This is a genomic window from Streptomyces poonensis, assembly GCF_014650915.1.
Classification (GTDB): domain Bacteria; phylum Actinomycetota; class Actinomycetes; order Streptomycetales; family Streptomycetaceae; genus Streptomyces; species Streptomyces poonensis.
The window spans coordinates 153177-175464 of sequence record NZ_BMVW01000019.1 but is presented as its reverse complement, the minus strand read 5'-3'; the positions used below and the strand labels follow the sequence as shown (position 1 = coordinate 175464).

Here is a 22288-nt window from a genome sequence, read left to right as displayed (position 1 = left end):
ACGACGGCAAGTCCACCCTCGTCGGCCGCCTGCTCCACGACTCCAAGTCGGTCCTCGCCGACCAGTTGGAGGCCGTGGAACGCGCCTCCGCCGGCCGCGGCCAGGAAGGCCCCGACCTGGCCCTCCTCACCGACGGCCTGCGCGCCGAACGCGAGCAGGGCATCACCATCGACGTGGCCTACCGCTACTTCGCCACGCCCCGCCGCCGCTTCATCCTGGCCGACACCCCCGGCCACGTGCAGTACACCCGCAACATGGTCACCGGCGCCTCCACCGCCGAGCTCACGGTCATCCTCGTCGACGCCCGCAACGGCGTCGTCGAACAGACCCGCCGCCACGCCGCCATCGCCGCCCTCCTCCGCGTCCCCCACATCGTCCTCGCCGTCAACAAGATGGACCTCGTCGGCTACGCGGAGGAGGAGTTCGACCGGATCGTCGAGGACTTCGCCGGTCACGCCGCGAAGCTGGGGCTGCCCGGCTTCACCCCCGTCCCGGTGTCCGCGCTCGCGGGCGACAACGTCGTCGAGCGCTCGGCTCACATGTCCTGGTACGCGGGCCCGGCGCTGCTGGAGCACCTGGAGACGGTGCCCGTCGGCGCCGAGCCCCTGGACGCCCCGGCACGCTTCCCGGTGCAGTACGTGATCCGGCACGGCGAGGACCGGCACTACGCGGGCCAGCTGGTGTCGGGCGTGCTGCGGGTGGGCGACCGGGTGTCGATCCATCCCTCGGGCGAGACGTCCCGGATCGCCGGCATCGACGTACTGGGCGAGCCGGCCTCGGCGGCGTACGCGCCGCAGTCGGTCAGCCTGCGCCTGGCCGACCAGCGGGACGTGTCGCGCGGCGACATGATCACCGCCGGGGCCGATGTACCCGCGCTGACGCAGGACGTCCGGGCCGCCGTGTGCCATCTGGCCGAGCGTCCGCTGAAGGTCGGTGACCGGGTGCTCGTCCGGCACACCACGCGGACCGTGCAGGCGATCGTCAAGAACCTTGACGGGACCGTCGGTGCGGCGGAGCTGTCCGCGAACGACCTGGGCCGGATCACCCTGCGCACCGCCGAGCCGCTGGCGCTCGACGACTACGCGCACGTACGCCGCACGGGCGCGTTCCTCCTCGTCGACCCGGCGGACGGCGCCACGCTGACGGCGGGCATGGCCGAGCTGCCGTAGACCGCGCGGTACTGTGCACGGCGCCCTCAGCCCCCGAGCGTCAGGCGGGGCCTGGGGGCGTCCGTGCGTCCGGTGCGGGGGCGGCGGCTGCCGGCCCGGTAGGGCGCGGGCCAGACCACGCCCGGTCCCTCGTAACCCTGCTCGGCCGCCGCGTGCAGGGTCCAGTGCGGGTCGTACAGGTGCGGGCGGGCGAGCGCGCACAGGTCCGTGCGACCGGCGAGGATCAGGGAGTTGACGTCGTCCCAGGAGGAGATCGCGCCGACGGCGATCACCGGGACGCCCGCCTCGTGGCGGATGCGGTCCGCGAAGGGGGTCTGGTACGAGCGCCCGTACGCGGGGCGTTCGCCGGCGACGACCTGGCCGGTGGACACGTCGATCGCGTCGGCGCCGTGCGCGGCGAAGGCGCGGGCGATCTCCACGGCGTCCTCGGCGGTGGTGCCGCCGTCGGCCCAGTCGGTGGCGGAGATACGGACGGTCATGGGCCTCTCCTCCGGCCACACCGAGCGCACCGCGTCGAACACCTCCAGCGGGAAGCGGAGCCGGCGCTCCAGGGAGCCGCCGTACCGGTCGGTGCGCCGGTTGGTGAGCGGGGAGAGGAAGCCGGAGAGCAGATAGCCGTGGGCGCAGTGGAGTTCGAGGAGGTCGAAGCCGCAGCGCGCGGCGCGCCACGCGGCCGCCGTGAACTCCTCGCGCAGGTCGGTCAGCTGGGCGCGGGTGAGCTCGCGGGGGGTCTGGCTGCGCGGGGTGTACGGGAGCGGGGACGCGGCCACGAGCGGCCAGTTGCCGTCGTCCAGGGGCTCGTCCATGCCCTCCCACATCAGCTTGGTGGAGCCCTTGCGGCCGGAGTGGCCGAGCTGGACGCCGATCGCGGTGCCCGGTGCGTGCCGGTGCGCGAACGTCACGACGCGGCGCCATGCCTCAGCCTGCCGGTGCGACCACAGTCCGGCGCAGCCCGGGGTGATCCGGCCCTGCGGGCTGACGCACACCATCTCGGTCATGACCAGTCCGGCGCCGCCGAGGGCCCGCGCGCCCAGGTGGACGAGATGGAAGTCGCCGGGGACGCCGTCCACCGCCGCGTACATGTCCATGGGCGAGACGACGACGCGGTTGCGCAGGGTCAGTCCGCGCAGCCGGAACGGCGTGAACATCGGGGGCGTGCCGGGCGGGCAGCCGAACTCGCGCTCCACGGCCGCGGTGAACCGGGCGTCGCGCAGCCGCAGGTTGTCGTGGGTGACGCGACGGCTGCGGGTGAGGAGGTTGAAGGCGAACCGGCGGGAGGGCTGGTCCAGATGGAGCCGCAGCTCCTCGAACCACTCCAGGCTGGCCCGGGCCGCGCGCTGGGTGGAGGCGACGACGGGGCGCCGCTCCTCCTCGTACGCGGTGAGCGCCTCGGCGACGGTGGGGTGTTCCTCCAGGCAGGCGGCGAGGGCGAGAGCGTCCTCGACGGCGAGCTTGGTGCCGGAGCCGATGGAGAAGTGCGCGGTGTGGGCGGCGTCGCCGAGCAGAACGACGTTGCCGTGGGACCAGTGCGCGTTGACGACGGTGCGGAAGGTGGTCCACGTGGACGTACCGGCCCTCAGCGGCCGTCCGCCGAGGGCGTCCGTGAAAATCTTCGCGCACCGGTCGGCCGACTCCCGTACGTCCATGTCCGCGAAGCCGGCCGCCCGCCACACCTCGTCGCGCATCTCGACGACGACCGTGGAGGCGTCGGTCGCGTACGGGTAGCCGTGGAGCTGCGTCACGCCGTGTTCCGTCTCGGCGATCTCGAACCGGAAGGCGTCGAAGGCGAAGTCGGCGGCGAGCCAGAGGTAGCGGCAGCGGTGGTCCTCGACGGTGGGGCGGAACTCGCGCGCGTACGTCTCGCGGGTGGTGCTGTGCACGCCGTCGGCCGCGATGACGAGGTCGTGGGTTCGGGCGAGCAGCGACGGGTGCGGTGCCTGGGTACGGAACCGCAGGTCCACGCCGAGCGCACGGCACCGTTCATGGAGGATCTCCAGCAGCCGCCGCCGGCCGAGCGCGGCGAAGCCGTGGCCGCCGCAGGTGTGGCGCACGCCCCGGTGCACGATGTCGATGTCGTCCCAGCGCACGAACTCGCCGCTCAGCGCCGCGTACACGACCGGGTCGGCGTGCTCGATGCCGCCGAGCGTCTCGTCGGACAGCACGACGCCGAAGCCGAAGGTGTCGTCCGGGGCGTTGCGTTCCCAGACGGTGATCCGCCGGGCGGGGTCGAGCCGCTTGAGCAGGGCGGCGGCGTAGAGGCCGCCGGGGCCGCCGCCGACGACGGCGACGTGGAGAGGCCGAGGCGGGGACTGCCGCGTGGCCACCCCGGTCACCGCCCCTGCCACTTGGGCGCCCGCTTCTCGCTGAACGCGGCGTGGAACTCGGCGTAGTCCTCCCCGTTCATGAGGAGTGCCTGGGTCGCGGCGTCGAGTTCCACGGCGGCGGCGAGCGGCATGTCCAGTTCGGCGGTGAGCAGGGCCTTCGTCTGGGCGTACGCCAGTGCCGGGCCCTCGGCCAGCCGGCGGGCCAGTTCGTGCGCGGCCTCGTCGGCGCTGTCCTCGTCCGTCAGCAGGCTGATCAGCCCGATCCGCTCGGCCTCGGCGGCGCGCACCGACTCGCCGAGCATGAGCAGCCGGGTGGCGTGCCCGAGGCCGACGACCCGGGGCAGCAGATAGGCGGCGCCCATGTCGCCGCCGGACAGGCCGACCCGGGTGAAGAGGAAGGCGAACCGGGCGCTGGGATCGGCGACCCGGAAGTCGGCGGCCAGCGCCAGGACCGCGCCCGCGCCCGCGGCCACTCCGTGCACGGCGGCGACCACCGGGAACGGGCACTCCCGGATCGCGCGGACGACCTGGCCGGTCATCCGGTTGAAGTCGAGGAGCGACGCGGTGTCCATGGCGAGGGTGGCGCCGATGATCTCGTCGACGTCGCCGCCGGAGCAGAAGCCGCGCCCCTCCCCGGCCAGCACCAGGGCGCGCACGGTCCGCTCCCGGGACAGCTCGGCGAGCAGGTCGCGCAGGTCGGCGTAGGCGCCGAAGGTGAGCGCGTTGAGTTTCCCGGGGCGGGCGAGGGTGACCGTGGCGACGCCGTCGGCGACGGCGCACCGCAGATGGCGCCAGTCGGAGGTGCGGGCGGCGGAGCCGGTGAAGGGACTCATGAGGGGTGGCCTCCTCCGACACGGGACAGGCCACGGGGCAGTTGCCGTGCCTGCCGGATGCCGTGCCTGCCGGGCTACCTCATGAAGCTATCACCCGTCTGTGACTGTCGTCATGAGGCCGCGACAACCCTGCTCCGGTGCGGCCGGCGCCCGTCACACGGTCACGCCTGCGCGACAGCCCCGTAACGGCGGGCGCGCTGGCCCGGGGCCGTGCGTCGGTAGAGGTGAGCCGACCCGTACCATTCCTGAAGTTGAAAGCAGGACAGCCTGCTGATGAACGGACCCGCCTTGCACGAACCCCCGACACCCGCCTCCTGGCGCATCGCGCTGCCGCACACGACCGCGGCCGTGCCCGTCGCCCGGGCGCTGGTCCGCACGGCGCTGACCGAGCGGCAGCCCGCGGCCGACAGCGACACGGCGGAGCTGCTGACCGCCGAGCTCGTCGCCAACGCCGTGGAGCACACGGCGGGCCGCGCGCCGATAGAGCTGGTCGTGGAGCTGCTGCCGACCGGCTGCCGGGTCGAGGTCCACGACCCGGACCCGGCCCCGCCCGGCGACCTCACCCAGCCGGTCACCGAGGAGCCCGACCCCTGGGAGGAGCACGGGCGCGGCCTGCTCCTCATCCGCGCCCTCAGCTCGTCCTGCGGCCACCGGCCCACCCCGTCGGGCAAGGCGGTGTGGTTCCGGCTGCCGGTGGCGCCGGTACGGCGGCGGGAGGACGCGCACCGGAACCGTTAGCGGGTGCTCTGCCGCTCCCCTGCTCTTCCGCTCCGCCGCTCTGGTGCACCACCTCGAGATGTCGCTAGGTTGCCGACATCCCACCCGACGTCCGTCGTAAAGGAGCAGCAGCCATGAGCCGGCAGCAGATGACCTTCCGCGCCATCGAGGTCGGTGACGGCGGCGACGGACGCTGGGCCGCCCACGCACAGCCCCTGTGGCCGGTCGCGGAGGGATGGCTGACCGAGGAGGGCCGGACCCCGGAGGGCGCGGACCGCGCGCGGGAGCTGTTCGAGACGCACATGCCGGAGCTGGTTCCGGTGCTGGACCGGCTCGCCGGTCAGCTGGACCGGCCCGGAGGGGACACCTTCCTCACCCTCACGGCGCTGCGGCCGTTCTTCTCGGGCTGCACCCAGATCGGCCGCGACGGCACCTTGCTGCGCAACTACGACTACCACCCCGACGCGTGCGAGAGCACCATCGCCTCCTCGCACTTCCTCCGCCCGGTGATCGGTATGCAGGAGGCGGGCTGGGGCCTGCTGGACGGGATGAACGACGCCGGGCTCGCGATCTCGCTCACCTTCGGCGGGCGATACGTCCACGGCACCGGCTTCGCGGTTCCCCTCGTGCTGCGCTACCTGCTGGAGACCTGCGACACCGTCGACGAGGCGATCGGCAGGCTCAGATCCCTGCCGATCGCGATCCCGCAGAACGTCACCCTCGTCGACTCCGACCGGGCGGTGACGGTGTTCGTGGGGCCGGACATCCCGCTGACCGAGGCACCGGACGCCTGCGCCGCCAACCACCAGCACCTGCCGGTGCCCGACGAGCAGGAACGGTTCTCCCGTACCCAGGAGCGGTTGAGGACCGTACGCGCGATGGGCACGGACGTGGCGGCGATGCTGAAGCCACCGCTGTATCAGTACGCGTACGACGAGTGGTTGGGAACCGTCTACACCGCCCATTACCGGCCCTCCGAGGGCCGTGTGACGTACCACTGGCCCGCCGTGTCCTGGGAACAGTCCTTCGACGCCTTCACTCCGGGATCCCGCACCGTGACCGTCGGACAGGCCGACGGGTCCGGCTAGCGGCCCAGCGTCGCCACCAGGACCGCCTTGATCGTGTGCAGGCGGTTCTCCGCCTCGTCGAAGACCACGGAGTGCGGCGACTCGAAGACCTCGTCCGTGACCTCCAGCGAGTCCAGGCCGTACGTCTCGTGGATCTCGCGGCCGACCTTGGTGCCGAGGTCATGGAAGGCCGGCAGGCAGTGCAGGAACTTCACGTCCGGGTTGCCGGTGGCCCGCAGCACGTCCATGGTCACGGCGTACGGGGAGAGGGCGGCGATCCGCTCGGCCCAGACCTCCTTGGGCTCGCCCATGGAGACCCACACGTCGGTGGCGACGAAGTCGGTGTCGCGGACGCCCTCGGCCACGTCCTCGGTGAGGGTGATGCGGGCGCCGCTGGTCTCGGCGAGCTTGCGGGCGTGGGTGACGACGTCCTCGGCGGGCCAGTAGGCCTCGGGGGCGACGATCCGTACGTCCATGCCGAGGAGCGCACCGGTGACCAGGTAGGAGTTGCCCATGTTGAAGCGCGCGTCGCCGAGGTACGCGAAGGCGGTCTCCGTCAGCGGCTTGGGGCAGTGCTCGGTCATGGTGAGCACGTCGGCGAGCATCTGGGTGGGGTGCCAGTCGTCGGTGAGGCCGTTGTAGACGGGCACGCCCGCGTACGCGGCGAGCTCCTCGACGTGTCCCTGGCTGTCCCCCCGGTACTCGATGGCGTCGAACATCCGGCCGAGCACCCGTGCGGTGTCCTTCACGGACTCCTTGTGGCCGATCTGCGAGCCGGACGGGTCGAGGTAGGTCGTCGAGGCGCCCTGGTCGGCGGCGGCGACCTCGAAGGCGCACCGCGTACGGGTCGAGGTCTTCTCGAAGATCAGCGCGATGTTCCGGCCGCGCAGGTACGGGGTCTCGGTCCCGGCCTTCTTGGCGGCCTTGAGCTCGGCGGCCAGCTCGATCAGGCCGCGGAACTCCTCCTCGGTGAAGTCCAGCTCCTTGAGGAAGTGGCGGCCGGCGAGGGCGGTCGGGACTGTCGCCATGGGGCGCTCCTGAATACGCGGGGGCGGGGTGGGACGATGAATGAACGAACTGGAAGTCTATACGACCTCTAACATTTATATGCAAGGCCCCGGCCCGCAGCACCAGGGTCTTTCGCTCAGCCGGCTCAGCTCACGGCGTCCCTCTCCACCGGACAGCTCATGCACCGCGGCCCGCCCCGCCCCCGCCCCAGCTCGCTCCCCGGGATCTCGATCACCTCGATGCCCTGCTTGCGCAGATGCGTGTTGGTCGTGGAGTTCCGCTCGTAGGCGATCACGACGCCCGGTTCGACCGCGAGGACGTTGCAGCCGTCGTCCCACTGCTCCCGCTCCGCCGCGTGCACGTCCTGCGTGGCGGTCAGGACCCGGATCTCGGTCAGCCCGAGCGCGGCGGCGATCGCACGGTGCATGTGCTCCGGCGGATGGTCGGTGACCTTGAGCTCCTCGTCGCCGGCGCCCGGTTCGATGGTGTACGAGCGGAGCATGCCGAGCCCCGCGTACTGGGTGAACGTATCGCCGTCGATCATCGTCATCACCGTGTCGAGGTGCATGAACGCGCGCCGCTTCGGCATGTCCAGCGCCACGATGGTGCGCGCCGAGCCCGCCGCGAACAGCTTGTGCGCGAGCATCTCCACCGCCTGCGGCGTGGTCCGCTCGCTCATGCCGATGAGCACGGCGCCGTTGCCGATGACCAGCACGTCACCGCCCTCGATGGTGGACGGGTAGTCGGCCAGCCCCTCCGACCAGACGTGGAAGGACTCGTCCCGGAACAGCGGGTGGTGCCGGTAGATCGCCTCGAAGTGGACGGTCTCGCGCTGCCGCGCCGGCCAGCGCATGGCGTTGATCGAGACCCCGTCGTATATCCAGGCGGAGGTGTCGCGGGTGAACAGGTGGTTGGGCAGCGGCCCGAGCAGGAAGTCGTCGAGGTCCATGACGTGGAAGCGCACCGAGGTCGGCTCGGCGTGGGCCTCCAGGAACTCCCGCTTGGTCATCCCGCCGACGAGGGCCTCGGCGAGCTCGCCCGTGGGCAGGGCCTCGAAGGCCGCCCTCAGGTGGTCGGTGGCGAGCGGCCCGTACTCCTTCTCGTCGAAGACCCGGTCCAGGATCAGTTCCTTCGCGGCCGGGATCCTCAGGACGTCGGTGAGCAGGTCACCGAAGAGGTGGACGGTCACCCCGCGGTCGCGCAGCACGTCCGCGAGCCCGTCGTGCTCCAGGCGCGCCCGGCGCACCCACAGCACGTCGTCGAAGAGGAGGGCGTGCTTGTTGCTGGGGGTGAGCCTTTTGAGCTCGAGATCGGGCCGGTGCAGGATGACCCGGCGCAGCCGCCCGGCTTCGGAGTCGACGTGGAATCCCATGTCTCCATCCTGACCAGTTCGAGCGCGTAATCACCTCCGGTTGCCCTGATCGGCCGGGGCGCCGCACCGGCCGGGGCGACACGCGGGCCGGGACGACACAGGGACCAGGACGACATACGGACCAGGACGACATACGGACCAGGACGACACACGGACCGGCGACGGCCCGGTGCGGAACACCGGGCCGTCGCCGCCTGCCTCACAGCCGCGGGTCCACCGGCTCCGACTCCAGCGCCAGCACGCCGAACACCGCCTCGTGCACCCGCCACAGCGGCTCGCCCTCGGCCAGCCGGTCCAGTGCCTCCAGACCCAGGGCGTACTCCCTGATGGCCAGCGACCGCTTGTGGTTCAGGAAGCGGCCGCGCAGCCGGGCCAGGTTGTCCGGGCGGGTGTACTCCGGGCCGTAGATGATCCGCAGGTACTCCCGGCCGCGGCACTTGATGCCGGGCTGGACCAGACGCCCCTGTTCGTCGCGGACGACGGCCCCGACCGGCTTGACCACCATGCCCTCGCCTCCGCGGCCGGTCATCTCCAGCCACCAGTCGACGCCCGCCCGTACCGACTCCGCGTCCCCGGTGTCGACGTACAGCCGTCGTGTCGTCTGCAGCAGTCCGGACCCGTCGTGCTCGACCATGCGGTCGATCAGGGCCAGCTGCTCGTCGTGCGGCAGCCCGGCCAGGCTGCGGCCCTGGACGGCGAGGATCTGGAAGGGGGCCAGGCGTACGCCCTCCAGTCCGTCCGTCGGCCAGCAGTACCGCCGGTACGCCTCCGTGAACGCGGCCGCGTCGGCCGCCCGCTCGCGCTGCCGCGCCAGCAGTCCGCCCACGTCCACGCCACGCGCCGCCGTGCCCTCCAGCGCGGCCAGCGCGCCCGGGAACGCCGCGCCGGAGGCCGCCCCGACCGCCGCGTACTGCGTGCGCAGCAGCCCGGACGCCTTCAGCGACCACGGCATCAGCTCGGCGTCGAGCAGCAGCCAGTCGGTCGCCAGCTCGTCCCAGAGCCCGGCGGCGGCGACGGCCTCCCGGATCCGGCCGAGGATCTCCTCCGTGACGCTCCGGTCGTCGAAGAAGGGGCGGCCGGTACGGGTGTAGAGGGACCCGGTCGGCCCTTCGCCGACGTCGCCGCCGGTCCCGACGCCGAACCGCCTGCGCGCCGTCTCCGCGTCCCGGCAGACCAGCGCCACCGCCCGCGAGCCCATGTGCTTCTCCTCGCACACGACCCGGGCGACGCCGTCCTCCCGGTACTGCGCGAACGCCTCGGCCGGGTGCTCGAGGTAGCCGTCGACGCGCGAGGTGGCGGTCGGGGCCATGGTCGGCGGCAGGTACGGCAGCAGCCGCGGGTCCACCGCGAAACGGCTCATGACCTCCAGGGCCGCCGCCGCGTTCTCCTCCCGGACCGAGATCCGTCCGCTGTGCCGGGTCTCGACGATCCGGCGGCCGTGCACGTCGGCGAGGTCGAGCGGGCGCCCCTCGTGGCCGCCGGGCGCCTCGGTGGCCAGGGGCTTCGCCGGCTCGTACCAGACCCGCTCGGCCGGTACGTCGACCAGTTCCCGCTCCGGCCAGCGCAGCGCGGTGAGGCTCCCGCCGAAGACGGCGCCCGTGTCCAGGCAGATCGTGTTGTTCAGCCAGGTGGCCTGCGGAACCGGGGTGTGGCCGTAGACGACCGCCGCCCGGCCCCGGTACTCCTCCGCCCACGGGTAGCGCACCGGCAGCCCGAACTCGTCCGTCTCCCCGGTCGTGTCGCCGTACAGCGCGTGCGAGCGCACCCGGCCCGAGGTCCGCCCGTGGTACTTCTCCGGCAGACCGGCGTGGCAGACCACCAGCCGGCCGCCGTCGAGGACGTAGTGGCTGACCAGCCCGTCGATGAACTCCCGCACCTCGGCGCGGAACTCCTCGCTCTCGCCCTCCATCTGCTCGATCGTCTCGGCGAGGCCGTGGGTGTGCTGCACCTTGCGGCCCTTGAGGTGGCGGCCGTACTTGTTCTCGTGGTTGCCGGGCACGCACAGCGCGTCGCCCGACCGCACCATCGCCATCACCCGGCGGAGCACGCCCGGGGTGTCCGGGCCGCGGTCCACCAGGTCGCCGACGAAGACGGCCGTACGGCCCTCGGGGTGGACGCCGTCGACGTAGCCCAGCTTGCCGAGGAGCGCCTCCAGTTCGGCGGAGCAGCCGTGGACGTCGCCGATGATGTCGAAGGGTCCGGTGAGGTGGGTGAGGTCGTTGAACCGCTTCTCGGTGACGACGGTGGCATTCTCGACCTCCTCCACGCCGCGCAGTACGTGCACCTTGCGGAAGCCCTCCCGCTCCAGGTGCCTCAGGGAGCGGCGGAGTTCGCGGGTGTGGCGCTGGACGACGCGGCGTGGCATGTCCGCGCGGTCGGCGCGGGCGGCGTTGCGCTCGGCGCACACCTCCTCGGGCACGTCGAGCACGATGGCTATCGGCAGCACGTCGTGCCGCTTCGCCAGGTCGATCAGCTGGCGGCGGGCGTCGGGCTGCACGCTGGTGGCGTCGACGACGGTGCGGCGGCCGGCGGCGAGCCGCTTGCCCGCTATGTAGTGCAGGACGTCGAAGGCGTCCTTGGTCGCGCTCTGGTCGTTCTCGTCGTCGGAGACGAGCCCGCGGCAGAAGTCGGAGGAGATGACCTCGGTGGGCCTGAAGTGGCGGCGGGCGAAGGTGGACTTGCCCGAGCCGGAGGCGCCGACGAGGACGACCAGGGAGAGGTCGGTGACGGGGAGGGCCCGCCCCTGCTTCAGGGTCTTCGCTGTCTCGTTGCTCATGCCGCCTTCGCCTCCTTGTCCTTCACGTCGTTCACGTCGTCCTTCTTCCGGAACACGGCCATCTGGGTGGGCGGCCCGACCTCGAGGTCGTCCGGGCCGACCGGCCGGAACTCCACGTCATAGCCGTGCCGTTCGCCCACCGCGCCCGCCCAGGCGCGGAACTCCTCGCGCGTCCACTCGAAGCGGTGGTCGCCGTGCCGGACGTGCCCGGCGGGGAGGGTCTCCCAGCGGACGTTGTACTCCACGTTCGGCGTGGTGACGACGACGGTGCGGGGACGGGCCGAACCGAACACCGCGTACTCCAGGGCGGGCAGCCGGGGCAGGTCGACGTGCTCGACGACCTCGCTCAGCACCGCGGCGTCGTACCCCTTGAGCCGGCTGTCGGTGTACGCGAGCGAGCCCTGGAAGAGCCGCACGCGGGCCGCCTGCCGCTCGCCCATGCGGTCCAGCTTCAGCCGCCGGGAGGCGATGGCCAGCGCGCGCACCGACACGTCCACGCCGACGATCTCGGTGAACCGCGGCTCCTTCAGCAGGGCCTGCACCAACTGTCCCTGCCCGCAGCCGAGGTCGAGCACCCGTGCGGCGGCGGACTCCCGGAGCACGGTCATGATGGCGGCACGCCGCTGCTCGGCCAGCGGGGCGGGCTTCTCCTCGGCCTCGCCGTCACCGGTGTCCGCCTCGACCGCGTTGTCGATCTCCTCGACCTCGCTGTCGTCGGTCTCGGCCAGCCGCACCAGCTCCAGCCGCTCCCTCGCCTCCCGGGTCAGCGACCAGCGGCGGGACAGATAGCGGCTGGTGATCAGCTGCTGCTCCGGGTGCGCGGGCAGCCAGCCCTCACCGGCGCGCAGCAGCTTGTCGACCTCGTCGGAGGCGACCCAGTAGTGCTTGGCGTCGTCGAGGACCGGGAGCAGGACGTAGAGGTGGCGCAGGGCGGCGGCGAGGGTGAGCGTCTCCCCCTCCAGGACCAGCCGTACGTAACGGGAGTCGCCCCACTCCGGGAAGCGGACGTCCAGCGGCACGGGCTCGGCGGTGACCGTCCATCCGAGCGGCTCGAACAGCCGCCGTACGAGGTCCGGGCCGCCGCGCGCGGGCAGCGCGGGCACCTCGATGCGCAGCGGCAGCGGCTGCCCGGCGCGCTCGGGCAGCGCCTTGCAGACACCGCGCATCGCACTGGAGAAGACGCTGCTCAGCGCGACGGCGAGCAGGGAGGAGGCAGCGTACGGGCGGTCGTTGACGTACTGGGCGAGCGCCGCGTCGGGGGCGCCGCCGCGGCCCTTGCCCTTCCCCCTGCGGACCAGTGCCACCGCGTCCACCTCCAGCAGCAGCGCCGCCGTGCAGCGTTCGGCGTCCGCCTCGGGGTAGAGGACGTGCGCCGTGCCGTAGGAGGTGGGGAACGCCTGCGTTTTGTCGGGATGCTTGTGCAGCAGGAACCCGAGGTCGGTCGCGGGGCGTCCGGGCGTGCCGGTGGTACTGATGGTCAGGAACATGCGGAGGGCCTCTCCGGCTGGACGGTCGACTGCGGTGCCGTACGCGTGAAGGCCCCCAGGGGTGGTGATCCTGGGGGCCTTCAGGACGACGCCCTCACTGTTGCACAGCGTGGCTGACCGGCGCCTTCGTTTATCGCCTCTGGCTGCGTCCGCTGTCCTGGCGACTACGACAGCTGCGACTGGACCTGGGCGGAGATCAGCTCCAGGTGGTCGAGGTCGTGCAGGTCCAGCATCTGGAGGTAGATCCGCTGCGAGCCGATCGCGGCGTAGCGGCCGATCTTGTCGACGACCTCGGCCGGGGAGCCGGCCAGGCCGTTGGCCTTGAGCTCCTCGACCTCGCGGCCGATGGCGGCGGCCCGGCGGGCGACCTCCGCGTCGTCCTTGCCCACGCAGACGACCAGCGCGTTGGAGTACGTCAGCGCGTCGGCCCCGCGGCCGGCCTCCTGCGCGGCGGCCCGCACCCGGCCGAACTGCCGCTCACTGTCCTCGATCGAGGCGAACGGGATGTTGAACTCGTCGGCGTACTTCGCGGCCAGCCGCGGGGTACGGGTCGCGCCGTGGCCGCCGATCAGCACCGGGATCTTCTCCTGGGCGGGCTTGGGCAGCGCGGGCGAGTCCGTGAGGTCGTAGTAGGTGCCGTGGAAGTCGAAGGTCTCGCCGAGCTTCGTGCTCCACAGGCCCGTGACGACCTCCAGCTGTTCCTCGAGGCGGGCGAACTTCTCCTTGGGGAAGGGGATGCCGTACGCCTTGTGCTCCTCCTCGAACCAGCCCGCGCCCAGACCGAGCTCGACCCGGCCGCCGGACATCTGGTCGACCTGGGCGACCTGGATGGCGAGGACGCCGGGCAGCCGGAAGGTGCCGGCGGTCATCAGCGTGCCGAGCCGGATGCGCTTGGTCTCGCGGGCGAGGCCGGCGAGCGTGATCCAGGCGTCGGTGGGGCCGGGGAGGCCGTCCACCGAGCCCATCTTCATATAGTGGTCAGAACGGAAAAAAGCGTCGAATTCGAGATCCTCGGTCGCCTTGGCGACGGTGAGAAGAGTGTCGTAGCTCGCCCCCTGCTGGGGCTCGGTGAAGATGCGAAGATCCATGCCTCCCATCCTGCACGCTCGGAGGCGGGTCAACCGCATCGGTCCCACGGTGTCGCCTCCACCCCGGTCGGGTGAAATCACGTCAATACGGCGCCGGGCTCCCTCCGGGGCCAGTGACCCGGCCGAACGGCCGTCGTTTGCGTGGGCGGAGCCGGACCGCCCGGCACCCGTCGCCGGCGGCCGCTCTGCCGGGACGTTTGCTCACGGGCCCCTTCTCCGGGGCCGAAGGCCCACAGGAGGCCGTGATGTCCCAGGAAGCCGAAGCCGAAGCCGTGCCGGAACAGACCGCGCCGGCGCAGCCCAAGGGGCTGCTGCAGCAGATGGAGGAGCTGATGGCGGCCCTCACCGCCGACCTGTCCCGGCTCGACGCGGATCTCTCGGGCTCCCGGCCCGCCCTGTCGGACGCATCGGCGGACATCACGGCGGGGGCTCCGACAGGCGTCGCGGCGGGCACTTCGGCGGACATCACGGCAGACATCACGGCAGACCGGGCCGACTCCTCGTGAGTCACCCCACTTCCCCTCGCCCCACCAGGCACAGCGCCCGGCCGAACGGCCGGGCGTTCTCCGTGGGAGCGGCCGTCACCCGGCCTCCCGCTCCGGGAGCGCCTGGTCCCGGGCCGCGAGGCGGCGCAGCATCTCCAGCACCCGGTCCCGGGACTCGTCGGCCGCGTCGATGGCCTCCATGCACTGCCAGTACATGGCCTCGTCGGCGGCCGCGCAGGCTATGCCGACGAGCGCTATGCCGACCTCGCCGAGGAGTCCGCCGAGACAGAGGAGGGCCTGGCGCGCGTCGCCCAACTCGGTGAGCTGGGCGGCACGCAGGGCCTCGACCGGGAGCTGCGGAGTGTCGAGAACACCGCATCCTCTGCCCGACAGCTCGGTCAGCCCCAGGGCCTCGCCCCGCAGTTCGGGCGGGCCCGACACCGCCAGACGGCTGCCTATCGCCTGGGCCAGGGCCTGGGCCTGCCAGGCCTCCGTCATGACGTCGCGCTGTTCTCCGCTTCCCGCCAGGGCACGCCTGCTCGCCACGATGAGCCGCACCGCGTCCATGCGCTGTCCCCGTCTGTCCGACGCGCTTTTTCGCACGTCCGCCCGAACTCCGCTACCACTACCCAGAGTGAAGGCAGGTGGGACGAAAAGCCAGAGGAAGACCGAAATCTGTGGACAACAAGTTGGGTGCGGACAACTTCGTGACTCCGGAGAGTGACGAACAGCGAAGCGCCCGCTTCCAGAACCCGGACATTCCGCGCCTGCCGGGCACCTGCCCGGCATCCGCCGAGCACCCCCGGGCACCTGCTCAGGGCATGTGCCGGGGGAATCTGCGCTCGTTGCGGTCGATCTTGGCGTCCAGCGCGGCGAGAGGGTCGATGCCGAGCACCTCGCACAGCTGGAGCAAGTACGCGAGCACATCGGCGACTTCGTCGGTCACACGGTGGGCCGTCTCCGCCTCCTCCATGACGCGCGCCGACTCCTCCGGCGTCAGCCACTGGAAGATCTCCATGAGTTCGGACGCCTCGACGCTCAGCGCGGCGACGAGGTTCTTGGGGGTGTGGTACCGCTGCCAGTCGCGGGCCGTCGCGAAGTCGGCGAGCCGTCGCTGCAGGGCCGCCACGTCCAGTTCTGTCACGGGACCCAGATGTACCACCCGCCTCGGACAGTCAGGACAGGGGCCGCTCAGGACAGAGGCCGCTCAGGACAGAGGCCGCCGGGAACCGCCTCGGCGTCCGCCCAGGTCCACCACGCTCACCCCGGGCACCTCGCGCAGCCCTGCGGCGGCGGACGCGTCGCTCACCGCGCCCACCAGCCGGATGTGCCCGCGCCGCCCCATACGGGCCGCGAGCCGCACCAGTTCGCCCGTCTGCCGTGCGTCCAGGGCGCAGTCGAAACCGTCGGCCAGGACGGTCAGCCCCTGGAGCGCCGCCGGCACCTCGTCCACCGCATCCACCTCCAGCACTCCCGGCCCGGTCAGCAGCACCAGGGCGAGGGCCAGGTACCGCAGTTCGCCGTCGCCGAGCATCGCCAGCGGCGTGCGCATCCCGTCGCCCCGGTCCAGCACGGCCCGCACCGTACCGTCACCCAGCGGCTCGGCCAGAACGTCCGCGACCGGGCCCGCGCAACCGGCGTGGACCGCTGCGACGAGCTGCGCGTGCCGCCGGCCGCACTCCGTACGCGTACGCCACAGCACCTCGGCGAGGTTGTCGCAGCCGCGCAGCAGCCGCCCGGTACCGAGCGGCGCCGGGGCGCGCATCCGCCCGGGCCGCGGGTCGCACGGGAAGAGGGACCGCAGGGCGACCACCATCTGCTCGGCCGCGGCGAGCACCCGGCGCTGGCCGTCGGTCCTGCCCGACACCCTCAGCGGCATCAACGCCGTGCCGAGCCGGTCGTCGGGGAGGGGGCCGCGGGTGACGGGCGACGACCCCGCGGTGTGCCAGGCCGCCTGGACGACGGGGCGGCTCGGGTCGCGCAGGGCGGTCTCCAGCAGGACGCGTCCGCTTCCGGACAGCCGCTCGCCCACGACGCGCAGTTCGGGCTCGGCCTGGACGGCGACGTCGAGCCGTACCGGCCCCTCGGGGCCGTCGGCCGTACAGCCGATACGGAAGCCGCGGCGCCGCTGGGCGTCGGGCCGGGCCCACTGGGGCACGCACGCGAGCGGCTCCGGGAAGACCTCCCCCAGTTCCTCACCGCCGCCGAGCCGGGCCAGCGCCTCGCAGGCCCACAGCGCCGTGGACTTGCCGCTGCCGCTGCGCCCGGCGAAGAAGGTCAGCGGTTCCAGCGGGAAGACCGCGCCGCGGTGCCCGGCGAAGGCGGAGAGCCTCAGTTCGACGAGGCGGGGCCGGTCCGGATGCGCCGCGGTGGCCGGTGCCGCGGAGCCGGGTGCGGGATCCGTACGGGGGGCGGCGTCGGGGCCGGGGCCGGAGCCGGGGCGAGGGCGGGGGCCACCAGCGGTACTCGGGTGGGACGTTGACGGGGACGACACGGTCATGGGCGGACGGTAGGCGCCGGTCCTCCGGACGAACCGTTCCACCCTCCCGCTCTTCCTACGATCGGGGGATCGTCCGGAGCAGCCGGTGAGCGTCGGATCCGGGCGCGCCAAGGCCCGGAAGCGTCAGCTTCCGTCACCCCACCCGCGCAACGGTCACGCCACCCGCACACCCGTCACGCTTCGCGCCCCTGGGACCGGCCGCACGCCATCGCCGTACGCACACGCCGTCGCCGTACGCACGCCATCGCCGTACGCACGGCCGCCGGTGTGCACGACGGCCGTGCGCGCCGCGCCAGCGAGCGCGCGCGGCGTCACAGGCCGGGCACCCCGGCCTCCTCCATCAGCCCCCGCACCTCGGTGCCGGGCGGCGTGAGCAGGAACACGTTCCGGTCGACGCGATGCATCCCGCTCGCCAGGCCGAAGACGACGCCGGTGCTGAAGTCCAGCACCCGCTTGGCCACCTCGACCTCGGCGCCCGTCAGGTCCAGCAACACCGGTATCCCGGCCATCAGGGTCTCGGCGACATCGCGGGCGTCGGCGAACACGTTGACCCGCAGGACCACGAAGCGGCGCCGCGACGCGGTCTCCGCCTCGGGGATCGAGCGGTGGCCGACCGCGGACGGCCATGCGTCCCGGCCCCGCAACGGCACGACCTGGGCGAGCCCCTCCCACTGTTCGTCGGTGACATCGTGGCTGTTCACCGGCCCTCCCCCTGGGTCGCACTGAAAGTCTGCACCAGCCAATTCTTACGCTAGGTCACCCGTCCGGCCCAACAGCGACACGGACCGCTACGCCCCCACTCGGCACAACGACCGGAACACGCCCCCACGCGCGCGGGACCGGTCGTTGGCAGCCGGAGGATGTGAGTGATTGATTACTCATATATAGAAGGAACGGCAACGCCGGCTCCCCACGGCGGGCCAACGCCGGGCGACGGTGCTCCACACCGCCATCGGCGCGTCCATCGGCGCGGGGCCACTACGGCACGACGACCACCGAGGTGGCAAAAGCGGCCGGCATCTCGCAGGCGTACGCCTACCGGCCCTTCCCGAACAAGGAGGCACTGTCCACCGCGGTGGTCGAGCACTGCTTCACCAGGGTCGGAGCGGCGCTGGAGGAGGGGGCGGCCGACGCGACGGGGAGCGAACCGCAGCAGGTCCTCGATTCCATGGGCGCCGCCTACGCCCGCCTGATCAGCGACGACGACCTCATGCCGATCCAACTGCACGCCCAGGCCGCGGCGGTCTCCGAGCCCGCGATCCGGGAGGCCGTACGGGCGGGGTACGCACGCACGGTGGAGTACGTCCGCGGCGCGTCGGGCGGCAGCGACGAGCAGGTCCAACAGTTCTTCGCCGTCGGCCTGCTGTGCCACCTGCTCAGCTCCCTCGACGCGGTCGGCGAGGCCGCCCCTTGGACCCGCACACTCACGGCGGGGATCACGCACTACTGACCAGCCCGCCGGGAAGGGCGGCCGGACGACTCACGATCGATGGCCGCCCTTCTCCCGGGCGCGAGAGTGAGTGATCGATCACATCTAGCACTTGGGAGTGCAGGAGGTCTCACGAAACCCATCGCCGTTCCGCCTGACGCCCCGGCCGCCCCGACCGGTCCGGCCGCCCCGACCGGCCCGGCTGCTCCGCCGCCCCGGCCGTCCACGGGTTTTCACCGAGACCGCCCGGCATCGGCAGCGGCTGTCTGCTCGCGCTTCGAGACTGCTCGTCCTCGGCGCCTCGGACCTGTCGCTCCCCGGCCCTCACGGTCCACCTGCCGCGCCGGGTTCCGGCGATGATCCACGGCTCGTGGGTCCCGGACCCGACGGCCGGCTGCCCCCGAACACCCAGGCGGCGCCGGGCGTCCGTGGGACGTTGGTGCCTCCGAGGGAGGCGGTGCGACCGTACGGCGGTGCGACACGACATGACCGCGGTGTTCCTGGGAACAGTGGGAGCTCGAACGTCACCGAAGCTGGGAGCCCCTCATGGGTGTTCGTGTCGCCGTGATCTACTACAGCGCCACCGGCAATGTCCACCAACTGGCCGAGGCCGTCGCGGCCGGCGCCTCCGCCCGCAACGCGGACGTCCGGCTCCGCCGGGTGCCGGAACTGGCCCCGGACTCCGCCATCGATGCCAATCCGGCCTGGCGCGCGCACGTGGACGCCACCAAGAACCAGGTGCCCGAGGCGACTCTGGAGGATCTGGAGTGGGCGACGGCGTACGCGTTCGGCACGCCCACCCGGTTCGGCAACGTGAGCTCCCAGCTCAAGCAGTTCATCGACCAGGCCGGCGGACTCTGGCAGGCGGGCGTCTTCGGCAGCAAGCCCGCGACGAGCTTCACCTCCGCCATGAACCGCCACGGCGGCCAGGAGTCCACCCTGCTGGCCCTGAACAACGTCTTCTACCACTGGGGCTGCCTGATCGTCCCGCCCGGCTACACCGACCCCCTCCTGTACGCCGCCGGCGGCAACCCGTACGGCACGAGCTGGCCCAGCGGCGGCGGGGAGGGCCCGGACGGGCCCACCCTGGAGGCGGCCCGCTACCAGGGGCGACATCTGGCGGACATCGCGGAGCGGCTGCGGGTCAGCTGAGCGGGCGCCCCGTGACGACGGCCTCACCCGTCGGCGGAAGCTGGGGGTGAGGCCGTCCGGTGCCGCATCCGCTCGAGACTCAGCCGTGGCTTCCGTGATTCCTGATTCCGTGACTTCCGCAATTTCCGGGACTTCCGTGACTTCCGTGACTTCTGGTCGGCGATTTCCAGCCGGACCGGAATATACGAAACGCACCTCTTGCCGGGCACATCCTGCCGGTTTCTGTGCCCTTTGGTGCGCTCTGTGACCACGGAAGGCTGACCATTCACCTACGCCGCCCTCGCGGGCACGCTGGGCCGATGCCTTCACGCCATGCACACTTCTGACGTCCGGCGAGCGTGTCCGCAGCCCGCGGCCGCCGCCCGTTCCATGGGGGATGGAAGCCATGAAGCGTTCGCGCAGACGCACACCGAAGGCCCGTGGCGCCGACGGGGATCGCGGAGGCGTCCGAAGAGCCGGCCAGTACACCGCCTGGGCAGGCCGCCTGCTGTGCTGGACCCTCGCCGGAGCCATGCTCACCGCCGCCGCCGAAGCCCTGCTGGCCCCCGACGTCACCTGGTGGCGCGTTCTGTGGCCGCTCCCCTGGTGTCTCGTCCCGGTGTGGGCCCTGACCTGGGCGGCCCTGCGGATCCGCGAGAAGCGCCTCCTGCGCCGGGCCGCCGACGAGGAACCGACGCCCACCTGGGACACCGCCGCCTGACGCGAGGCTCGGCAGGTGGTGTCCGATGCCGGTGGTGCTGGTGGTGCTGGTGGGGCCGCCCTTCGGAAGTTGGGGGTTGACGGCGTACGTATCGTGAAGAGGAAACGCATCAACGCCCGCGCCGGGCCATGAGCCGGGCGGGCCGGACGGGGGAAGAAAGGTGCGTGCCCGATGATGGTCGGGCTCCTCTCCGCGATCGCTGCCGTGTTCTACGGGGGTACGGTCTCGATCCTCGCTCTGACCGCGACCTTCGCCCGGCACCGCGCACTGCGGCGCGAAGCGCGCAGCACCCTGGCCGTCCTGGTACCGGGGAGGGCGGTGGAACCGCAGCAAGCGGACGGTGCGGCCGTGGGCCCGGGCAGCTGAGCTCTCACGGCCGGACATGCGGTCACCCGTTCAAGGCGTCGACGTCCTCCTCCGCACTGGCGTACAGGGTGAAGATCTGGTCCAGCCCCACGACCCGGAGGATGCGCTCCAGAGCGGAGTTGAGCCCCGCGACGGAGAACGACGAACCCACGGCCTCCACGCGGTGGTACGCGGTGATGATCACGGTCAGGCCCGTGGAGTCGCAGTGGTCCAGTGCCGACAGGTCGAGGACGACAGGCGTGTCCGGGCCGAACGGGAGCCCGTCGACGGCCCGGGTGAGACCGGGGGCGGTGCAGTGGTCCAGCTCTCCCGCCACGCGCAGTACGACGGGCCCCGTGGGGTGGGGCTGTCGTGCAATGGCCGGAGCGCCCTCTACCTCGGTCACCGTGACTCCTGTGCGGCGGGCCGGTACGGGGCGGAGCACGCGGGACGCGTCGCGGCAGCGGTGTCGTCCAACGGCCCCCGGGGCGCTCGGCCTTGACGCTGCGCGGTCCGGAGTGCGCACGCCGTCGCCGTGCGGTCCGCCTTCCTGCCCTGCCTGCCGGGTTCCCCAAGCTGCTGACTTGTCCTACGAAGTCGCAACAGCTCGTAAGTAACGGCACCGGCACTTCTCAAGCAGCGGAGCCTCATCTTCACGGGGACCGCACAAGCGGGTCCGGGCGGGCGAGTCGTCGGGGGCGCGGATCGCGGCACGCGCGTCGTGGTACGGCCACGCGCGTCATCGGCACGGGTGATGGCCGACGGCCGTCGGCGAGATAGACATGAGCAACATCGGCAGCCTCACCGAGGCCCTCGACGGCACGTCCGGTCCCCTGGTCCTCGACGCACTCGCCGACGCGGGCACCGCCCCCGACGCGGGCACCGGAGGCAGCTCTCCCGGCTGACGACTACTCGCCGGACCCGGACCCGGAGCCGGAACCGGAGCCGGCATCCGAGCCGGAGTCGAAGCTCGCGAAGTACGCCGCGACCATGTCCTCGTCGCCGTGGCCCTGGGCGGCGGCGCGCTCCATGCGCTCGGCAGTCGCGGCGGCCACGTCCAGGCGGACCCCGTTCTCCTCGCCCGCCTCCACGATCAGCCGGGCGTCCTTCGCGGCGGTCGCCACCGCGAACTGGGGCGGAGTGAGCCGGTCCTCCAGAACCAACCCGGACTTGGCGCGCAGATAGCCCATGTCCAGCGGGCCGCCCGCGATGGCGTCGAAGAAGTGCCGCGGGTCCACACCGAGCGCCCGGGCCAGCGCCAGGACCTCACCGGTCGCCGCGGTGGCCGCGAGGACCCAGCTGTTGGCGACCAGCTTCAGCCGGGTCGCGCTGCCTGCCGCACCGTCCTCGCCGGTCCAGACGGTGCGCGCACCGACCGCGTCGAACACGGGGCGGACCGCCTTCCGGCCCTCCTCGGGACCGGCGGCCAGCACCAGCAGCTGTCCGGCCTCCGCGGGCTCGCGGGTGCCGAGCACCGGGGCGTCGTAGAAGACGAGTCCGTGTTCGCGGGCGAAGGCGGCCAGGTCGACGATCGCCTCGGTGCCGGCGGTGGTGGACTGCACCCAGGCGGTACCGGGGCGCAGGGCGGGGGCGGCCTGCCGCATCACGTCCAGGGCCGCCGGGCCGTCGTACAGCATCGTCAGGACGACGTCGGCGTCCTCGACGGCCTCGGCGGGCGTACCGGCGACCCGCACGCCGTCGGCGGCCAGCGGCTCCGCCTTGTCCCGGCTGCGGTTCCAGACACGGACGGCGTGTCCGGCACGGGCGAGATTGCGGGCCATGGCGGCGCCCATGATGCCGGTGCCGAGAACACTCACGGTCAACTTGTCGGTCATG

22 protein-coding genes are annotated in these 22288 nt (G+C 72.4%); 9 read left to right on the top strand and 13 right to left on the bottom strand.

Annotated elements, in window-relative coordinates; genetic code table 11:
• A partial coding sequence (locus tag IE242_RS32935; RefSeq protein ID WP_189865950.1) for a sulfate adenylyltransferase subunit 1 occupies nt 1-1169 on the top strand: 1169 nt, incomplete at its 5' end.
• Nucleotides 1170-1195: 26 nt separating this feature from the next.
• Here IE242_RS32935 and IE242_RS32930 read toward each other — a convergent pair.
• Together IE242_RS32930 and IE242_RS32925 are read right to left on the bottom strand one after the other, a co-directional pair.
• The gene (locus IE242_RS32930) at nt 1196-3514 is read right to left on the bottom strand and encodes a bifunctional salicylyl-CoA 5-hydroxylase/oxidoreductase (protein WP_189865948.1); all 2319 of its coding nucleotides are present in this window, start codon (nt 3512-3514) and stop codon (nt 1196-1198) included.
• Nucleotides 3499-4326 carry an enoyl-CoA hydratase family protein gene (locus IE242_RS32925; protein WP_189865946.1) on the bottom strand — a complete coding sequence of 276 codons (828 nt, stop codon included), beginning with the start codon at nt 4324-4326 and terminating at the stop codon, nt 3499-3501. Before IE242_RS32925 ends, IE242_RS32930 begins: the two co-directional genes overlap by 16 nt.
• Before the next feature lie 273 nt (nt 4327-4599).
• Between IE242_RS32925 and IE242_RS32920 the strand changes: the two genes are divergently transcribed.
• A complete protein-coding gene (locus tag IE242_RS32920; protein WP_189865945.1) occupies nt 4600-5064 on the top strand; it encodes an ATP-binding protein in 465 nt (154 codons plus the stop codon).
• A gap of 113 nt (nt 5065-5177) precedes the next feature.
• Nucleotides 5178-6131, top strand: coding sequence for a C45 family autoproteolytic acyltransferase/hydrolase (locus IE242_RS32915; protein ID WP_189865943.1), 954 nt, complete (start codon nt 5178-5180; stop codon nt 6129-6131).
• On the opposite strand, the gene argF is transcribed toward IE242_RS32915, so the two are convergent.
• The 5 genes from argF to IE242_RS32890 form a co-directional block, all read right to left on the bottom strand.
• Nucleotides 6128-7138, bottom strand: a complete 1011-nt coding sequence (gene argF, locus IE242_RS32910) for an ornithine carbamoyltransferase (protein WP_189865941.1) — start codon at nt 7136-7138, stop codon at nt 6128-6130. The genes IE242_RS32915 and argF overlap by 4 nt on opposite strands.
• Nucleotides 7139-7263: 125 nt before the next feature.
• Nucleotides 7264-8490, bottom strand: a complete 1227-nt coding sequence (locus IE242_RS32905; protein ID WP_189865939.1) for an arginine deiminase — start codon at nt 8488-8490, stop codon at nt 7264-7266.
• 199 nt (nt 8491-8689) lie between these two features.
• Nucleotides 8690-11266, bottom strand: a complete 2577-nt coding sequence (locus IE242_RS32900; protein ID WP_189865937.1) for a polynucleotide kinase-phosphatase — start codon at nt 11264-11266, stop codon at nt 8690-8692.
• Complete coding sequence (locus tag IE242_RS32895; protein ID WP_189865935.1) at nt 11263-12753, bottom strand: 3' terminal RNA ribose 2'-O-methyltransferase Hen1; 1491 nt, start codon at nt 12751-12753, stop codon at nt 11263-11265. Before IE242_RS32895 ends, IE242_RS32900 begins: the two co-directional genes overlap by 4 nt.
• 164 nt (nt 12754-12917) lie before the next feature.
• The gene (locus IE242_RS32890; RefSeq protein WP_189865933.1) at nt 12918-13841 is read right to left on the bottom strand and encodes an LLM class F420-dependent oxidoreductase; all 924 of its coding nucleotides are present in this window, start codon (nt 13839-13841) and stop codon (nt 12918-12920) included.
• A gap of 245 nt (nt 13842-14086) precedes the next feature.
• Here IE242_RS32890 and IE242_RS32885 point away from each other — a divergent pair, with 245 nt between their 5' ends.
• Complete coding sequence (locus tag IE242_RS32885) at nt 14087-14347, top strand: hypothetical protein (protein WP_189865972.1); 261 nt, start codon at nt 14087-14089, stop codon at nt 14345-14347.
• 75 nt (nt 14348-14422) lie between these two features.
• Here IE242_RS32885 and IE242_RS32880 read toward each other — a convergent pair whose 3' ends face one another.
• The 4 genes from IE242_RS32880 to IE242_RS32865 all read right to left on the bottom strand — a co-directional run bounded on the left by IE242_RS32880 (nt 14423) and on the right by IE242_RS32865 (nt 17527).
• Entirely contained in the window at nt 14423-14893 is a 471-nt protein-coding gene (locus tag IE242_RS32880; protein WP_189865931.1) for a DUF6099 family protein, read from the bottom strand.
• 247 nt (nt 14894-15140) lie between these two features.
• A complete protein-coding gene (locus tag IE242_RS32875) occupies nt 15141-15470 on the bottom strand; it encodes a nucleotide pyrophosphohydrolase (RefSeq protein WP_189865929.1) in 330 nt (109 codons plus the stop codon).
• A 63-nt stretch (nt 15471-15533) separates the two neighbouring features.
• Nucleotides 15534-16826 (bottom strand): AAA family ATPase, encoded by a 1293-nt coding sequence (locus tag IE242_RS32870; RefSeq protein WP_189865927.1) that lies wholly within the window; start codon nt 16824-16826, stop codon nt 15534-15536.
• A gap of 311 nt (nt 16827-17137) precedes the next feature.
• Complete coding sequence (locus IE242_RS32865; RefSeq protein ID WP_189865925.1) at nt 17138-17527, bottom strand: cell division protein SepF; 390 nt, start codon at nt 17525-17527, stop codon at nt 17138-17140.
• Between the two features lie 299 nt (nt 17528-17826).
• Here IE242_RS32865 and IE242_RS32860 point away from each other — a divergent pair, with 299 nt between their 5' ends.
• From IE242_RS32860 to IE242_RS32845, 4 genes are all read left to right on the top strand, one after another.
• A complete protein-coding gene (locus tag IE242_RS32860; RefSeq protein WP_229859744.1) occupies nt 17827-18276 on the top strand; it encodes a TetR/AcrR family transcriptional regulator in 450 nt (149 codons plus the stop codon).
• 525 nt (nt 18277-18801) lie between these two features.
• On the top strand, nt 18802-19407 hold the full coding sequence (gene wrbA, locus IE242_RS32855; RefSeq protein WP_189865923.1) for an NAD(P)H:quinone oxidoreductase: 606 nt from the start codon (nt 18802-18804) through the stop codon (nt 19405-19407).
• 385 nt (nt 19408-19792) lie between these two features.
• On the top strand, nt 19793-20107 hold the full coding sequence (locus IE242_RS32850) for a hypothetical protein (protein WP_229859743.1): 315 nt from the start codon (nt 19793-19795) through the stop codon (nt 20105-20107).
• Nucleotides 20108-20278: 171 nt separating this feature from the next.
• A complete protein-coding gene (locus IE242_RS32845) occupies nt 20279-20473 on the top strand; it encodes a hypothetical protein (RefSeq protein ID WP_189865921.1) in 195 nt (64 codons plus the stop codon).
• Nucleotides 20474-20495: 22 nt separating this feature from the next.
• Here IE242_RS32845 and IE242_RS32840 read toward each other — a convergent pair whose 3' ends face one another.
• The gene (locus tag IE242_RS32840) at nt 20496-20858 is read right to left on the bottom strand and encodes an STAS domain-containing protein (protein WP_189865919.1); all 363 of its coding nucleotides are present in this window, start codon (nt 20856-20858) and stop codon (nt 20496-20498) included.
• Nucleotides 20859-21234: 376 nt separating this feature from the next.
• Here IE242_RS32840 and IE242_RS38715 point away from each other — a divergent pair, with 376 nt between their 5' ends.
• On the top strand, nt 21235-21357 hold the full coding sequence (locus tag IE242_RS38715) for a hypothetical protein (protein WP_268249519.1): 123 nt from the start codon (nt 21235-21237) through the stop codon (nt 21355-21357).
• 3 nt (nt 21358-21360) lie between these two features.
• On the opposite strand, the gene IE242_RS32830 is transcribed toward IE242_RS38715, so the two are convergent.
• Nucleotides 21361-22287, bottom strand: a complete 927-nt coding sequence (locus IE242_RS32830) for an NAD(P)-dependent oxidoreductase (RefSeq protein WP_189865917.1) — start codon at nt 22285-22287, stop codon at nt 21361-21363.
• Nucleotide 22288: the final 1 nt, after the last annotated feature.

Bases quoted from the DNA above. Each gene is read 5' to 3' on its own strand.
- IE242_RS38715 (WP_268249519.1), top strand. From the start codon at position 21,235: ATGAGCAACATCGGCAGCCTCACCGAGGCCCTCGACGGCACGTCCGGT.
- IE242_RS32915 (WP_189865943.1), top strand. From the start codon at position 5,178: ATGAGCCGGCAGCAGATGACCTTCCGCGCCATCGAGGTCGGTGACGGC.
- wrbA (WP_189865923.1), top strand. From the start codon at position 18,802: ATGGGTGTTCGTGTCGCCGTGATCTACTACAGCGCCACCGGCAATGTC.
- IE242_RS32895 (WP_189865935.1), bottom strand. From the start codon at position 12,753: ATGTTCCTGACCATCAGTACCACCGGCACGCCCGGACGCCCCGCGACC.
- IE242_RS32920 (WP_189865945.1), top strand. From the start codon at position 4,600: ATGAACGGACCCGCCTTGCACGAACCCCCGACACCCGCCTCCTGGCGC.
- IE242_RS32850 (WP_229859743.1), top strand. From the start codon at position 19,793: ATGAAGCGTTCGCGCAGACGCACACCGAAGGCCCGTGGCGCCGACGGG.
- IE242_RS32925 (WP_189865946.1), bottom strand. From the start codon at position 4,326: ATGAGTCCCTTCACCGGCTCCGCCGCCCGCACCTCCGACTGGCGCCAT.
- argF (WP_189865941.1), bottom strand. From the start codon at position 7,138: ATGGCGACAGTCCCGACCGCCCTCGCCGGCCGCCACTTCCTCAAGGAG.
- IE242_RS32885 (WP_189865972.1), top strand. From the start codon at position 14,087: ATGTCCCAGGAAGCCGAAGCCGAAGCCGTGCCGGAACAGACCGCGCCG.
- IE242_RS32845 (WP_189865921.1), top strand. From the start codon at position 20,279: ATGATGGTCGGGCTCCTCTCCGCGATCGCTGCCGTGTTCTACGGGGGT.
- IE242_RS32830 (WP_189865917.1), bottom strand. From the start codon at position 22,287: ATGACCGACAAGTTGACCGTGAGTGTTCTCGGCACCGGCATCATGGGC.
- IE242_RS32870 (WP_189865927.1), bottom strand. From the start codon at position 16,826: ATGACCGTGTCGTCCCCGTCAACGTCCCACCCGAGTACCGCTGGTGGC.
- IE242_RS32890 (WP_189865933.1), bottom strand. From the start codon at position 13,841: ATGGATCTTCGCATCTTCACCGAGCCCCAGCAGGGGGCGAGCTACGAC.
- IE242_RS32880 (WP_189865931.1), bottom strand. From the start codon at position 14,893: ATGGACGCGGTGCGGCTCATCGTGGCGAGCAGGCGTGCCCTGGCGGGA.
- IE242_RS32905 (WP_189865939.1), bottom strand. From the start codon at position 8,490: ATGGGATTCCACGTCGACTCCGAAGCCGGGCGGCTGCGCCGGGTCATC.
- IE242_RS32900 (WP_189865937.1), bottom strand. From the start codon at position 11,266: ATGAGCAACGAGACAGCGAAGACCCTGAAGCAGGGGCGGGCCCTCCCC.